This window comes from Rahnella sp. WP5 (genome assembly GCF_000745615.1).
GTDB classification, from domain to species: Bacteria; Pseudomonadota; Gammaproteobacteria; order Enterobacterales; family Enterobacteriaceae; genus Rahnella; species Rahnella aceris.
In genome coordinates this window covers 21,591-36,763 of the sequence record NZ_JQJR01000008.1, presented here as the reverse complement: position 1 = coordinate 36,763, position 15,173 = coordinate 21,591, and the positions used below count along the sequence as shown (strand labels likewise).

Annotated in this window: 13 protein-coding genes; 6 read left to right on the top strand and 7 right to left on the bottom strand. The window is 54.4% G+C overall.

Going from position 1 to position 15,173, the window contains the following annotated elements; all coding sequences use genetic code 11:
* Nucleotides 1-23: 23 nt before the first annotated feature.
* Complete coding sequence (locus EX31_RS06360; protein WP_013575378.1) at nt 24-959, bottom strand: LysR family transcriptional regulator; 936 nt, start codon at nt 957-959, stop codon at nt 24-26.
* A gap of 113 nt (nt 960-1,072) precedes the next feature.
* Here EX31_RS06360 and EX31_RS06355 point away from each other — a divergent pair, with 113 nt between their 5' ends.
* Nucleotides 1,073-2,275, top strand: coding sequence for an MFS transporter (locus EX31_RS06355; protein ID WP_037033924.1), 1,203 nt, complete (start codon nt 1,073-1,075; stop codon nt 2,273-2,275).
* A gap of 64 nt (nt 2,276-2,339) precedes the next feature.
* Here EX31_RS06355 and EX31_RS06350 read toward each other — a convergent pair whose 3' ends face one another.
* Nucleotides 2,340-3,974 (bottom strand): ABC transporter substrate-binding protein, encoded by a 1,635-nt coding sequence (locus tag EX31_RS06350; RefSeq protein ID WP_037033923.1) that lies wholly within the window; start codon nt 3,972-3,974, stop codon nt 2,340-2,342.
* A 145-nt stretch (nt 3,975-4,119) separates the two neighbouring features.
* Entirely contained in the window at nt 4,120-5,097 is a 978-nt protein-coding gene (gene ycjG, locus EX31_RS06345) for an L-Ala-D/L-Glu epimerase (protein WP_015689899.1), read from the bottom strand.
* A gap of 136 nt (nt 5,098-5,233) precedes the next feature.
* Between ycjG and tpx the strand changes: the two genes are divergently transcribed.
* Nucleotides 5,234-5,737 carry a thiol peroxidase gene (tpx, locus tag EX31_RS06340; RefSeq protein WP_013575374.1) on the top strand — a complete coding sequence of 168 codons (504 nt, stop codon included), beginning with the start codon at nt 5,234-5,236 and terminating at the stop codon, nt 5,735-5,737.
* Between the two features lie 77 nt (nt 5,738-5,814).
* On the opposite strand, the gene tyrR is transcribed toward tpx, so the two are convergent.
* Entirely contained in the window at nt 5,815-7,389 is a 1,575-nt protein-coding gene (tyrR, locus tag EX31_RS06335; RefSeq protein WP_015689897.1) for a transcriptional regulator TyrR, read from the bottom strand.
* Nucleotides 7,390-7,644: 255 nt separating this feature from the next.
* On the opposite strand from tyrR, the gene xthA reads away from it, so the two are divergent.
* Nucleotides 7,645-8,454: an exodeoxyribonuclease III gene (xthA, locus tag EX31_RS06330; protein ID WP_013575372.1), complete on the top strand. Its 810-nt coding sequence runs from the start codon at nt 7,645-7,647 to the stop codon at nt 8,452-8,454.
* A complete protein-coding gene (locus EX31_RS06325) occupies nt 8,454-8,855 on the top strand; it encodes a pyrimidine (deoxy)nucleoside triphosphate diphosphatase (protein WP_081925148.1) in 402 nt (133 codons plus the stop codon). The genes xthA and EX31_RS06325 overlap by 1 nt, the downstream gene beginning before the upstream one ends.
* Nucleotides 8,856-8,929: 74 nt before the next feature.
* Here the strand turns inward: EX31_RS06325 and EX31_RS06320 are convergent, their stop codons facing one another.
* From EX31_RS06320 to EX31_RS06310, 3 genes are all read right to left on the bottom strand, one after another.
* Entirely contained in the window at nt 8,930-9,244 is a 315-nt protein-coding gene (locus EX31_RS06320; protein WP_013575370.1) for a DUF1496 domain-containing protein, read from the bottom strand.
* Nucleotides 9,237-11,186, bottom strand: a complete 1,950-nt coding sequence (locus EX31_RS06315) for a DNA topoisomerase III (protein ID WP_037033921.1) — start codon at nt 11,184-11,186, stop codon at nt 9,237-9,239. Before EX31_RS06315 ends, EX31_RS06320 begins: the two co-directional genes overlap by 8 nt.
* 223 nt (nt 11,187-11,409) lie before the next feature.
* Complete coding sequence (locus EX31_RS06310) at nt 11,410-11,961, bottom strand: NAD(P)H nitroreductase (protein WP_013575368.1); 552 nt, start codon at nt 11,959-11,961, stop codon at nt 11,410-11,412.
* A gap of 179 nt (nt 11,962-12,140) precedes the next feature.
* Between EX31_RS06310 and sppA the strand changes: the two genes are divergently transcribed.
* Both sppA and ansA read left to right on the top strand, forming a co-directional pair.
* Complete coding sequence (gene sppA / locus EX31_RS06305; RefSeq protein WP_013575367.1) at nt 12,141-13,994, top strand: signal peptide peptidase SppA; 1,854 nt, start codon at nt 12,141-12,143, stop codon at nt 13,992-13,994.
* Between the two features lie 157 nt (nt 13,995-14,151).
* Nucleotides 14,152-15,165 (top strand): asparaginase, encoded by a 1,014-nt coding sequence (gene ansA, locus EX31_RS06300; RefSeq protein ID WP_037033920.1) that lies wholly within the window; start codon nt 14,152-14,154, stop codon nt 15,163-15,165.
* Nucleotides 15,166-15,173: the final 8 nt, after the last annotated feature.

Sequence of the window (15,173 nt, the reverse complement as noted above, 5' to 3'; positions counted from 1 at the left end):
TTTCGCGACATAACCGAGTGTTTCTACCCGCCGGGTGTCTGCATTTCGGCCAGTTCAGGCATCACGCCGCGCATCATTTCGAGGAATTTGCGCAAGCGCGCCGGATAATAACTGGAATACGGATAGACCAGATAAACCGGCAGCGGCAAGGCGTTCCAGCCGGGTAATACGCGCTGTAAACGTCCTTCGGCGATGTCTTCTTTGACGATCCACGCAGACACAATGCCCGCCCCTAATCCCGACAACGCGGCCTTACGCATGGCGTATAAACTGTCAGTCGCCATACGCGGCGCAATGTTGCAACTTTCCATTCTGCCGTCATTGTCATGTTTTAGCGTAAATTCGTTGCGGTAATACGTGCTGAAAGAAATCCAGGGTAATTTTGCCAGTTCGCTGACCCGGGTAACCGGATGCTGCCGCAGCAGTTCCGGCGTCGCCACCACAATACGTGGCACCTCGGCCAGCAAAATGGCCACCATCGACGGATCGGCAACATTCCCCACCTGAATGGCGCAGTCAATATCTTCAGAAATGAAGTCCGGCGTGCGGTCATTCAGCATCCAGTCGACGGAAAGATTCGGGTATCGCTGTAAATAACGGGTTAGCGGCGCGATCAGCTGGTCCTGTCCGAACGCATGCGGCGCACGCACCCGCAGGGTCCCCACCGGTTCATCACCCGCCCCGCTTAGTTGATCTTCCAGCGAGACCCAGCGTTCGAGTAATAATTTTGCCTGCTCATAACACCGCTGGCCGTCGTCGGTGAGCTTCATCGCGTGGGTGGTGCGCAGGATAAGTTTCGCGCCCAGCAGGCGCTCGAGTGACTGCAAACGGCGACTGACGGTCGGCTGGCTGGTGCTCAGTTGCGCCGCAGCCGCAGACAAACTGCCGCTTTCCACAATACGCACAAAAGTTTGCATCAGGTCGATACGGTCAATACCGCTGGTGACGGGTGTATTCATACGCCTCACGTATAACAGTTTTACCTTTCTGCAGGCTACCACTTATAACCATTCGGGTGAAGAATGCATTCCACGCACTTACGGCTACAAACTTATTATTCAGGGGTCACGTTATGTCAGAACTTACCAGCACATCCCATGTTGAGGGATCCGCCCTGTCGGGCAAAATCATTTTTACACTGGCCGCCGGTGCGGGGTTAAGCGTCGCCTCGATTTACTACAGCCAGCCGATGCTCGGCATTATGGGCGGTAATCTGCAAGCCAGCACCACGTCCGTCGGTCTGATTCCAACGCTCACACAGGCCGGTTACGCATTGGGGATTCTGTTTCTCATTCCGCTGGGTGACCGCCATGACCGCCGCACCATTATTCTGCTGAAAAGCATTTTACTGGCCGCTGCGTTGTTGCTGTGTGGTTTTGTGCCAGGCATTCACGGTTTGCTGGTCGCCAGCCTGATCACCGGTATCGGTGCCACCATGGCGCAGGATATCGTGCCCGCCTCGGCGCATCTGGCGCCAGCCGCACAACGGGGGAAAACGGTCGGCACGGTGATGACCGGTCTTCTGGTCGGGATTTTGCTTTCCCGCGTACTCAGTGGTTTTGTGGCCGAATATTATGGCTGGCGGGTGATGTATCAGCTGGCGGCGCTGAGCGTCGCGCTGATTGGCGTTGCGCTCTGGCGGGTATTGCCGCGTTTCAAACCGGATACGCGTATCAGTTATGCCGGTCTGCTGCACTCGATGTTTGGCTTGTGGAAAAACTATAAAACACTGCGTCATGCCGCACTGGCTCAGGGTTTGCTGTCCGTCGCGTTCAGTGCCTTCTGGTCAACGCTGGCGATTATGCTTAACGAACAGTTCCATCTGGGCAGCGCGGTGGCCGGGGCATTTGGTCTGGCGGGTGCAGCAGGGGCATTAGCTGCGCCGCTGGCCGGTGCGTTAGCCGATAAGAAAGGCCCGGCGCGGGTCACGCAAATGGGTTCTGCACTGGTGATGATTTCTTTTGCGGCGATGTTCCTGTTACCGCTGTTGTCACCGCACGCTCAGCTGGCGCTGATTGTGCTGAGCGCCATCGGTTTTGACTTAGGTATTCAGGCCACGCTGGTGGCACATCAGACGCTGGTGTATGGCCTTGAACCAGCGGCACGCGGCAGACTGAATGCCCTGCTGTTCACCGTGGTGTTTATCGGCATGTCAGCCGGTGCGGCGCTGGGCAGTAAAGCGCTGGCAACCGGTGGCTGGACGGGTGTGGTGGCGCTGGCAACGATTGCGGCCGGTGCGGCACTCTTGCTACGTCTGTTCAGCCGTAAAAACTGAAAGATGAGATAAAAGAAAAGCGCCCGCAGCTATTCACTGCGGGCGCTTTTTTACGTCAGAAATATCAATGTCTGAGGATGTACATTTCCTGACTGTAAGCCACATCTTCTGGGTTATTAATCGGATAGCCTTTCACCCAGGGTTTGATCAGACGGCCGTTGGTGTACTGATAAATCGGCGCAATGGGGGCCTGTCCGGTAATAATCTGCTCGGCTTTGTTGTAGTCATTATTGCGGCGCGCTTCGCTGGTTTCACGGCTGGCGTCACTGATGACTTTATCGTATTCCGCATTGCTGAATTTGCTGATGTTGCCGTTATGTGTGGACGTCAGCAGCGACAGAAACGTCGAGGCTTCGTTGTAATCGCCGACCCAGGACGCGCGGATCACATCGAAATTACCGGTGTTGCGGCTGTCGATGTACGTTTTCCATTCCTGATTCACCAGTTTCACATCGGCACCCAGCGTCTTTTTCCACATCGATGCCACTGCGATGGCAATCTTCTGATGGCTTTCCGAGGTGTTATACAGCAGCGTCAGATGCAGCGGTTTTGACGGGCCGTAACCGGCCGCCGCCAGCAGGCTTTTCGCCTGTGCGTTCAGTTCTTCCTGTGAATATTGCTGCAGCTCACTTTCAGCCGGTTTGAAGCCGTTGGTCACATCCGGCGTAAAGCGCCACGCCGGTTTTTCGCCCGTGCCCAGCACTTTTTCAGCAATAATTTTACGGTCAATACTCAGTGAAAGCGCCTGACGCACCCGGACGTCGTCGGTCGGCGCACGGCGGGTATTGAAGGCGTAATAATAAGTGCCGAGCTGATACGGCGTGTAAACCTGCCCCGGCAAATCGTGCAGCAATTTTTTGTACTGGTCTTTCGGGAAGGACTCGGTGATGTCGATATCATTGGCCAGATAACGTTTCGTGGCGTTGGATTCTTTGTTGATCGGCACGAAGGTGACTTTCGTCAGCACCGTGCGGGCATGATCCCAGTAATACGGGTTCGGTTCCAGCACCAGCTTTTCATTGACCACGCGGTCTTTCAGCACATACGCGCCGTTGCCCACCAGATTGCCCGGTTTGGTCCATTCATCACCGTATTTTTCAACAGTGGCTTTATGCACCGGGAACAGGCTGAAATTCGCCAGCAGACTGACGAAATAAGGCACCGGTTTATCCAGAGTAACGCGTAAAAGCGTAGGGCTGACGGCGGTCACACCCAGTTTATCCACCGGCATTTTCCCGGCGATAATCGCATCCGCATTAGCAATGCCGGCCAGCCCGGCAAACCACGCGCCGGATGATGACCCTTTCGGATCCACCAGACGCTGCCAGCTATAGACAAAATCCTGTGCGGTCACCGGATCGCCGTTCGACCATTTGGCGTCTTTGCGTAAAGTGAACAGGAATACCTGATTGTTCTGGTTTTGCCAGCTTTCCGCCACGCCCGGAATATTTTTCCCGGTGGCGTCCTGATTCACCAGCCCTTCGAATAAATCACGCGCCACCTGCGCTTCCGGCAGGCCGACAACTTTTGCCGGATCCAGTGAGGCGGGTTCGTCTTTAATGTGACGGACAATTTCCTGTTTGGTAGCGAGCTGGGAACCGGCGGGAACCTGAGCGGCGATAGCCTGACTGGCAGTCAGCGCCGCCAGCGCGGCGCATGCGGAATACGATAAAAGCGGAAATGGATTTCCCTGCAGCATAAATTCTCCTGAACTGACAAAGGGCTACGCCCTGAAACATTCACGAGTTTTATCATTACCGGTAATAATTCCCTATAAGAAATCATTACAGATTTGCCTTCGCGCACAAAACCGCCGGGTTTGGTGAATAAAAAGCCGGGCGAAGTCAGTCCGAACCGGCAACGTCAATGCCACCGCAGTGAAATTTCATGGCCGGTTCGACGTCCTGAGCCAGCCAGGTCGGGCCATCAAGGTCAATAAACTTAGCCCCTGCCGTCAGCGGTAATGCTGCGCGAACCGCCCGTGACGTGCACAACATGCAGCCGAGCATAATCTCAAAACCCTGTTCACGCGCGGCTTCTGCCAGCACCAGTGCACCGGTGAGTCCACCGGTTTTATCCAGTTTAATGTTCACCATGTCATAGCGGTTTTTCAGCGCCGGTAAGCCTTCAACCGTATGACAGCTTTCGTCAGCGCAAATCGGCAGCGGGTGGATAAAGTTTTCCAGTACCGAATCCTCACCGGCAGGCAGCGGCTGTTCAAGCATCAGAATGCCGAGGTCAGCCAGCAACTGACAGCGAGCCGCCAGTCCGTCGCTTTGCCAGGCTTCATTGGCATCGATAATCAGCGAGGCGTTCGGCACGGCGGCACGCACCGCCACCAGCCGTTCGGCAATCAGGCGGTCATCAAGTTTGATTTTCAGCAGAGTCGCCCCCTTTTGCTGCAAGGCCAGCGCCGCTTCCGCCATCGCTTCCGGCGAACCGATACTTACTGTCTGCGCCATGCTGATGGAAGGCAGCGGTTCAGTGCCGGTCAGTTGCCATAAATTCAGGCCACTGGTCTGGGATTCAAGGTTCCACAGCGCACAGTCCAGCGCATTGCGGGCGGCGCCTGCCGGAAGTATCTGTTGCAATTTTTCGCGGCTGGCACCCTGTTCTATAGCGGTAACGACGCTGGCGATTTGTGCCATTACCGAGGTTTCGCTCTCGTCATAACGCGGATACGGCGTGCATTCCCCGACGCCGCGAATGCCGTTTTCTTCTATTTCGACCACCACCACCCGCGCTTCAGTGCGGCTGCCACGGGAGATCACAAACGGCGTATGTAACGGCCAGGCTTCAGGATAAAAGCGAACACTTCTCATAGCGTCTCCAATAGTGAAATGCGCCCTGCGGGATACAATCAATACATACAACTTATTAACAAATAATCTATATCCAACATAGCATTGTTCCCCTAAACTGAAAGCCGTTTGACTCAAATGGAAATAGGAAATAATCATGACCCAGACAGTACACTTTCAAAGCAACCCGGTTAGCGTTGCAGGCAAAATCCCTCAGAAAGGCGATGTTGCTAAGCCTTTCACCCTGGTCGCTAAAGATCTTTCTGATGTCAGCCTGAGCAGCTTCGCGGGCAAACGTAAAGTCCTGAACATTTTCCCAAGCATCGATACCGGCGTTTGCGCCACGTCCGTCCGCAAATTCAACCAACTGGCGGCTGACATCGACAACACTGTGGTGCTGTGCATTTCTGCTGATCTGCCCTTCGCACAGTCCCGTTTCTGCGGCGCGGAAGGCCTGTCCAATGTGATTACCCTGTCCACCCTGCGTGGCGGTGATTTCAAATCCGAATACGGCGTGGGCATTACCGATGGCGCGTTGTCCGGTCTGACTGCCCGTGCAGTTGTGGTGCTGGATGGTCAGGATAACGTGTTGTACAGCGAGCTGGTGAATGAAATCACCACTGAGCCTGACTATGAATCTGCGCTGGCTGTGCTGAAATAATCACTTCTTAGCAGATAAAAAAAAAGCAACGGCGTAATCCGTTGCTTTTTTATTGTGCATAATTTCTGAACCGGGAATTACTCGTCGCTGTCGCCCGTTTCGCCACGACGACTGCTGAGGCCGTATTCGCGCAGTTTGTTAGCAATAGCCGTGTGTGAGACGCCCAGACGTTTCGCCAGTTTACGCGTGCTCGGATAAGTGCGGTAAAGCCGGGTCAGCACGGAGCGTTCGAAACGTTTGCTGATATCGTCAAGCGAACCGTTCAGTGCTTCCTCACCTATCGTCACTTCAGCGTCAAAGTCCGGCAGAACGATGTCCTGCGGGCGTAGCTCTCCGCCTTCCAGTTGCGTCAGCGCACGATAAATGGCATTTTTCAACTGGCGGACGTTGCCCGGCCAGCCGTAGTGCGTCAGGTAATTCGCCAGCTGTGAAGACAGTTTCGGACGCGGCATCCCCTGTTCATCCGAGAAACGCGCCACGAACAGTTCCGTCAGCGGCATCACATCCGCAGGACGGTCGCGCAGCGGTGGCAGTGTCAGGCTCAGCACGTTCAGGCGGTAATACAGATCCTCACGGAACTCGCCGCGCTGCACCAGTTCCACCAGGTTTTTCTGAGTGGCGCACATCACGCGGACATCCACTTTCACTTCGTGCTCTTCACCCACGCGACGGAACGTACCGTCATTGAGGAAGCGCAGCAGTTTGATCTGCATTCTCGGCGACATTTCACCGATCTCATCGAGCAGCACGGAGCCGCCGTTAGCCTGTTCAAAGAAGCCTTTTTTGCCTTCCAGCGCATTCGGATAAGCGCCTGCCGCGTAGCCAAACAGCTCACTTTCTACGACGTCATCCGGCAGCGACGCACAGTTCAGACCGAGGAAAGGTTTTTTGCCACGTGCGCTGCGCAGATGGCAGGCGTGCGCCAGTAAATCTTTACCGGTGCCGGTATCACCGACAATCAGCAGCGGCGCATCCAGCATGGCAAGTTTACGCGCCTGATCCAAAACGTGACGCATTTTGGTGCTGACTGCGACGATGTGGTCAAACTCACTGTCATCGTTAACAGTCAGATCCTGCAACTGACGTCCCATGCGGGCAGCCGATTTGAGCATGACGACGGCGCCGGCAATTCCGCCTTTTTCGTCTTCGTCATCCACATGTATTGGCGTGAGATCCATCAGGAAATCCTGGCTGCGGATCACAATACGTTCGGTGTGTGGCTGGGCATTTTCGCTTTCCAGCCAGCGCGTGACGTTGTAACCGGTGATCAGATTCGCCGCCGTCACATTGCGGATTTTGTCTTCATCAAGTTCAAACAATGCCATCGCCGACGGATTGGCTTGCTCGACCTTGCCTTTCATATCAATGGAAAAAACCGGTTCCGGCATGGAAACCAGTAAAGCGCGTAACGCACGATGCTCCCGTTCGGAAGGCATGAACGACACGGTACGAACGTCCGTCACGCCGTCGATGCGGCGGATTTCAGCCATCAGGGCGCGAAAAGTATCAAAATCCAGTTGGGAAAAATTCAGGTAAATACGGCCAATCGAGGCAATCTCGATACCGCGTAAATCAATACTGCGTAAAACCAGTAAATCGAGGAGTTCACGGGTGAGACCCAGGCGGTCTTCGCAAAAAACTTCCAGACGCATCAGTGTTGACCTTTTTCTGCCGGTGCGGAAATCGCTGCAGGCATAATACTCTTTCATGTACACCGGAAGAAGAGACTGTCACGAAAAGTTGACAAAATAATTCGCTGAATGACATCTGACTGCCATGATGATCGGGTAAGGATTTTGCTTTCATAGTGATTTCTGCTGACAGCATCCGGCACATGTTGGTTTCGCCATCCCGCCTTTTTCTGCTACTATCGCCCTTCTGATTTCATCGCCAAATGGTTCCCGACTATGAAGTTCGTCTCCTTTAATATCAATGGATTGCGCGCACGTCCACATCAGCTTGCGGCAATAATCGAACAGCACCAGCCTGACGTTATTGGTTTACAAGAAACCAAGGTGCATGACGATATGTTCCCGCTGGAAGAAGTCAGCCAGCACGGGTATCACGTGTTTTATCACGGGCAAAAAGGCCATTACGGCGTTGCCATGCTGACCAAGCAAGAACCCGTCGCTGTACGCCGTGGTTTCCCCGGTGATGATGAAGAATCTCAGCGCCGCATCATCATGACCGATATCGAAACGCCACAAGGCATTCTGACGGTCATCAACGGTTACTTCCCGCAGGGTGAAAGTCGCGACCACCCGACTAAATTCCCGGCAAAAGAGAAGTTTTACCGTGATTTGCAGGATTACCTGACCACCAGTTTGTCGGTGAACAATCCGGTCGTGGTGATGGGCGATGTGAATATCAGCCCGACCGATCTGGACATTGGTATCGGCGAAGACAGTCGCAAACGCTGGCTGCGCACCGGTAAATGTTCGTTTCTGCCGGAAGAACGTGAGTGGATGGATCGCCTGAAAGGTTGGGGTCTGATCGACACCTTCCGTGCCGCCAACCCCGACACCGCTGATAAATTCTCGTGGTTTGATTACCGTTCACGCGGCTTTGATGAAAACCGTGGTCTGCGTATTGATCTGATCATGGCGAGCACGCCGCTGGCCGCGCGTTGTATCGCCACCGGGATTGATTACGATATCCGCGGGATGGAAAGGCCGTCTGACCATGCGCCAATCTGGGCGACGTTCGACCTGAAGTAATGACCATGAAAACGATTGACGTGGTCGCCGCCCTGATTGAGCGCGAGGGCAAATTACTGCTTGCCCGAAGGGATGCGTCCGGCGATCAGGCCGGTTTGTGGGAATTCCCCGGCGGCAAAGTCGAAGCCGGGGAAAGCCAGCCTGCTGCATTAGTGCGCGAGTTGCAGGAAGAAATGGGCATCACTGCCACGGTGGAAGATTTCATCGCTACCAGCGTTATGCAACAGTCTGAACGGTTAATTCGTTTGCATGGCTGGCGGGTCAGCGGGTTTACCGGCGAGATTAGGTTACAGTGTCACTCTGAAATCTGTTGGGTAACGCCGGATGAGGTGCTGTCGTTTGAACTGGCACCGGCGGATATCCCGCTGGCACAAGCCTATCTGGCGAAATTTACCGGTTAGCGATCATGGTAAATAAAAAGGCGCGGACTGTTGCCAGTTTCGCGCCTTTTTTGTCTGAAAATTTTAAGAAAGCGTTATTTCTTCAACACTTGCCATTTGAGTTCGTTGGTGCCCACCACATTCGGATCACGGGAACACTGCAGGACCACGCTGTCTGCCGTGACAACGGCCCCCTCGCTGTAACTCTGGTTGTTGTAGATACAGCAATTGTGGCAGGTTGGCGCGCTGTTATTGTTGTTGCCGCTGTTCTGCCAGATTTGCGGCGGCAATGGCACAACGACATCCGTACCGTTGCCGATATTGCTGCGGTTCGCCATCGCCGGTGCAGCCAGCAACGCGGAACTGATCAGCGCTGCCATCAGAACTTTACGGATAAAAACATTATTCATCACTGTTTGCTTCCTTCCCTTTGGTACTCGCTTTGCGGCGTTTAGGGGCGCTTTTGCCTTTCGCCGCAGCGCCCGCCGGTTTGGAAGGCAGACTGCGGAATGCCGAAGACACCCGGTTCGTTTTGGCCTGCATGATGAGATTCTGCAACGTCGCGACCAGCGGTTGCATGAAATCCTGATAACGGCAGCTCTTTTCACTGATACGCGTCAGCGTGGATTCCCAGTCAGCGGTCATATCCGGGCGGGCGGCGATGTCCGGCAGCGAGTGGATCAGCGCGCGGCCGGTATCGCTGGAATGAATATAGCGCCCTTTCTTGTACAAAAATTCGCGGCGGAACAGCAGCTCGATAATGCCGGCACGGGTTGCTTCCGTACCTAATCCATCTGTCGCACGCAGGATTTTTTTCAGTTCTTTATCCTGCACAAAACGCGCAATCCCGGTCATGGCGGAAAGCAATGTAGCATCGGTAAATGGCCGCGGCGGCTGGGTCTGGCGTTCAACCACTTCTCCGCGCTCGCACAACAGTTCGTCACCTTTGGCCACCACCGGCAGCGGCGTGCCTTCGTTTTCCTCGTCGCGTTCTTTACTGCCCAGCAACGTGCGCCAGCCCGCCTCGGCCAGAAAACGCGCTTTGGCGATAAATTTACCGCCCGCGATATCCAGGTCGATAACACATTTGCGGTAAACCGCATCCGGGCAGAACTGCATCAGATACTGACGCGCCACCAGTCCGTAAATTTTGCGTTCGTCATCCGTCAGATTGACGTTACTGCTGCGCGCCGTCGGGATAATCGCATGGTGCGCATCAACCTTTTTGTCATCCCAGCAACGGTTACGTAAATCGGTATCCACTGCCGGTTGTGGCATCAGGTCAGGCCGGTGAACGCCAATAGCATTCAGCACGGCATGACGACCGGCAAAATGCTCTTCTGGCAGGTATCGGCAATCCGAACGCGGATACGTAATCAATTTGTGCGTTTCGTACAATTTCTGGCAGATATCAAGGATCTGCTGGGCGCTCAGCCCAAAGGCTTTCGACCCTTCAATCTGCAATGTAGAAAGCGAAAACGGCAACGGCGCAATATCATTCTCACGCTTGTCATTATAGCCGGTGACCATCGCCGGTTGTCCGGCAATGCGCGCCACGACATGATCGGCCAGCGGACGGTGCAGCAATCGCCCTTCTTCATCCTGATACGGCTCGCAGGAATCACTCGGCTGCCACAGCGCCACAAAATGCTCTTCGGCAGGCGTGACGATATGCGCTTTTACTTCAAAGAAATCTTTCGGCACGAAGTTTTCGATATCTTCATCGCGACGGACCACCAGTCCGAGAACCGGGGTCTGTACGCGTCCGACGGAGAGCACGCCGTTGTAACCGGCGTTGCGCCCCAGAATGGTGTAGGCGCGGGTCATATTGATGCCGTAAAGCCAGTCGGCACGGGCGCGGGCCAGCGCGGAAACACACAGCGGAATAAAGTCACGGTTGTCGCGCAGCCGCTCAATAGCACGCTCGACGGCCTGCGGGTTGAGATCGTTAATCAGGCAGCGCTGGGTCGCGTGACGTTTTTCCGGCGTCAGTTCGAGATAATCCAGCACTTCATCCACCAGCAACTGCCCTTCGCGATCCGGGTCACCGGCGTGGACAACCTGCGAGGCCTCGAGCAATAAGCGTTTAATCACGTTGAGTTGTTTGGCGACGGAAGAACGCGGCTGAAGCTGCCACTTTTCAGGAATGATCGGCAAATCGGCGAGCGACCAGCGCGCAAAGCGGCTGTCGTAGGCATCGGGCTGCGCCTGTTCGAGTAAGTGGCCGACGCACCAGGTCACCACCTGATCGTTGCCACAGGCAATATAGCCATCGCCCCGGCGATGAGGTTTCGGCAGGACATCCGCAATCGCGCGGGCAAGGCTGGGTTTTTCGGCAATGAACAGACGCATCAACAGGCACCTGTTTGCGGTGTAATCGCGACAAAGATTTCCATTATCCCACCCTTCATTTCACTACGTCCTCATCATGCAGAGTGGCTATGTTAGCCGCTGACGGCGTAATTAGTAAGATGGTTACAAGGATCCGCGACGGCGGTCGCTCATTTAGGCAGCAAAAAACCGGTTTAATCGGAAAAGGCCGATCAAAACCGGTTAATAAGCGAGCGGTCTGATTTTACAAATGCGTGACGAATGGCGTGCTGTCGGCCGGGATCACCTGCAAACTGGCTTTCAGTTGCGGTGTACCGAGATACAGGAAACCGACGATTTTATCGTTTTCACCACATTTGAATGCCTTGCGTACGTCCGGATGATCAGTCCACGCGCCGGTACGCCAGATGCCGTTAAAACCCTGCGCCAGTGCAGCCATCTGCATGGCATGAACCGCACAACCGGCGGAAAGCAACTGTTCCCATTGCGGTACTTTAGGACTTTCTTTGCACACGGCAATCACGGTAATAATTTGCGGTGCGCGCAATGGCGCCTGCGTGGCTTTCTCAATGGCTTTTTCATCCGCGCCGTCTTTTATGGCAGCCGCGCGCAGCACCTCACTGAAACGGGTCAGGCCGTCGTTTTCAGCAATGACAAAACGCCAGGGTTGCAGGGCACCGTGATCCGGGGCGCGCATACCCGCATGGATGATGTTTTGCAGCGCTTCACCGGCCGGTGCCGGTGCAGCCAGGCGGGAAGCAGAACGGCGGTTAAGTAATAAGTCCAAAGCGTCCATGATGTTCTCCTGAGAATAATTGCTATTTGAATTACGTTAACATAATCGTAACGCCTTTTTCCAACGGTCAACTGGCTTTCAGATAATGCATCACTGCCAAACTCTGACATGATTTAAAGCTGACATTTTTCTGGCGGGTCATTAGGATAGCGGGACTTATCTGTCTTGTTGGAGAGACCATGCGCACATTGTGGCGAATTATCGCCGGTTTTTTTAAGTGGACCTGGCGTCTTCTTAATTTCGTCAGAGAATTTATTCTCAACGTATTCCTTATTCTCATTATTCTGGCTGGTGTTGGCATCTGGTATGCCGTGCAGGACAAGCCTGTCGAAACGACCCAAGGTGCACTGCTGGTTGATCTCAGCGGCTCAGTGGTCGACAAGCCTTCCGTCAATAATAAAGTCCGTCAGTGGGGCCGCGAATTGCTGGGCACGTCGAGCAGCCGCTTGCAGGAGAACTCGCTGTTTGATCTCGTCGAGACCATCCGCTCCGCTAAAGACGACAAAAACGTTACCGGGATTGTGTTACAGCTGACCGATTTCACCGGCACCGACCAGTCTTCACTGCAGTACATCGGTAAAGCGCTGCGTGAATTCCGCGATGCAGGCAAACCGGTTTACGCCATCGGCGACAGCTATAACCAGTCACAATATTATCTGGCCAGTTATGCCAACAAAATCTATCTGTCGCCACAGGGCGCGGTCGATCTTCACGGTTTTGCCACTAACAATCTGTATTACAAATCCCTGCTGGATAAGCTGAAAGTCACCACCAATATCTTCCGCGTCGGAACCTATAAATCCGCCGTTGAGCCATTGATCCGTGATGATATGTCTCCTGACGCCCGTGAGGCAGACAGCCGCTGGATTGGCGGATTGTGGACCAACTATCTTAATACCGTGTCAGCCAACCGTCAGATCACGCCCGAACAACTGTTCCCGGGTGCGGCGGGCGTGCTGGCGGGTATGCAGGCAACCGGCGGTGATATGGCGCAATATGCGCTGAAAGCCAAGCTGGTTGATGCACTGGCGTCACGCACCGAAGCCGACAACGAGATGGTGAAAGCCTTTGGCTGGAACAAAGACACCAAAGACTTTAATTACACCAGCATTTACGATTATTCACCGAAGCCAAAACCGGACAACAACGATCCGCAAATCGCGGTTATCTTTGCCACCGGTGCAATTAACGACGGTGAAGAACAACCGGGCGCAGTCGGTGGCGACACCACGGCACAGCAAATTCGTGATGCCCGTCTGGATCCGAAAGTGAAAGCGATTGTCTTGCGCGTTAACAGCCCGGGCGGCAGCGTCAGCGCTTCTGAAGTCATCCGTTCCGAACTCGCGGCTGCGAAAGCCGCAGGTAAACCGGTTGTGGTTTCAATGGGCGGTATGGCGGCATCCGGCGGTTACTGGATTTCCACACCAGCCAACTACATCATCGCAAGCCCGAGCACCCTCACCGGCTCCATCGGTATCTTTGGTGTAATCAACACGTACCAGAACACACTCGATTACGCGGGTGTTCATACTGACGGCGTGGCAACGTCACCGCTGGCGGATATCGCTTCCACCAAAGCGCTGCCGCCGGAGTTCTCGCAGATGATGCAACTCAATATCGAGAACGGTTATAAAACCTTCCTCGGTCTGGTTGCCGATTCACGCCACAAAACGCCTGAGCAGATCGACCAGATCGCCCAGGGCCACGTGTGGATCGGTTCAGATGCCAAAGCCAATGGCCTGGTTGATGAGCTGGGTGATTTCGATGACGCCGTGAAGAAAGCCGCTGAACTGGCCAAACTGCCAAAATGGCAACTGAACTGGTATGTCAGCGAGCCAAGCCTGAGCGACCTGGTATTCTCGCAGGTCAGCGCATCGGTCCACGCTATGTTGCCAGCGGCAATCCAGGCGTATCTGCCTGCGCCGGTGAGCAAAATGGCCATGGCGCTGAAATCACAGGCTGACCTGTTCAGCAACATGAACGATCCGCAGAACCGTTACGCACTCTGCCTGACCTGTGGTGATGTGAAGTAACGTTCCGTTTTGGGATAATGTGGGATAAAGAATCGCCTTAATGCACAGCCCGGAGCTTCTTGCTGAGAACTCCGGGCTTTTTTAGGGTGGGACGTCAGCCACGAAGCCTTTATACTTAGCGCAGTTGCTTTCACCTTTCTAAAAAAGAACATCTTCGATGACTAAAAAATCTATTTACGTTGCCTATACCGGCGGCACAATCGGTATGCAGCGTTCTGAACAGGGTTACATTCCGGTGTCCGGCCATTTACAACGTCAGCTGGCGCTGATGCCTGAATTCCATCGTCCTGAGATGCCTGAATTTACCATTCAGGAATACGCGCCTCTGATGGATTCCTCCGACATGACACCGGAAGACTGGCAGCACATCGCCGATGATATTCAGGCGCATTACGACGACTACGACGGTTTTGTTATCCTGCACGGCACCGACACCATGGCATTCACCGCTTCTGCGCTGTCGTTCATGCTGGAAAATCTGAGCAAACCGGTGATTGTGACAGGGTCACAGATTCCGCTTGAAGCGTTGCGTTCTGATGGTCAGATCAATCTACTGAACTCGCTGTATATCGCCGCGAATCATCCGGTCAACGAAGTCACCCTGTTCTTCAACAACCGTCTGTATCGCGGCAACCGCAGCACCAAAGCGCACGCAGATGGTTTCGATGCCTTTGCCTCACCGAACCTTTCGCCGCTGCTGGAAGCCGGGATCCACATCCGCCGACTTTCCACGCCGTCACTGCCTGAAGTGCCTGCGGCGAAGCTGAAAGTGCATCACATCACGCCACAACCGATCGGCGTGGTAACGATCTACCCGGGCATTTCCGCCGAAGTGGTACAAAACTTCCTGATGCAACCGGTAAAAGCGCTGATCCTGCGCTCCTACGGCGTCGGTAATGCCCCGCAAAAAGGTGACCTGCTGAAAGTGCTGAAAGACGCATCTGAGCGCGGCATTGTGGTGGTTAATCTGACGCAATGTATTTCAGGGCGCGTCAACATGGGCGGCTATGCTACCGGCAACGCCCTCGCCCATTCCGGTGTGATCAGCGGCTTTGATATGACCGTGGAAGCGGCACTGACCAAGTTGCATTATCTGCTCAGCCAGTCACACACTCCCGAGGACATCCGCGAACTGATGCAGCAAAACCTGCGCGGCGAACTCACCGAATAAATAAGAGG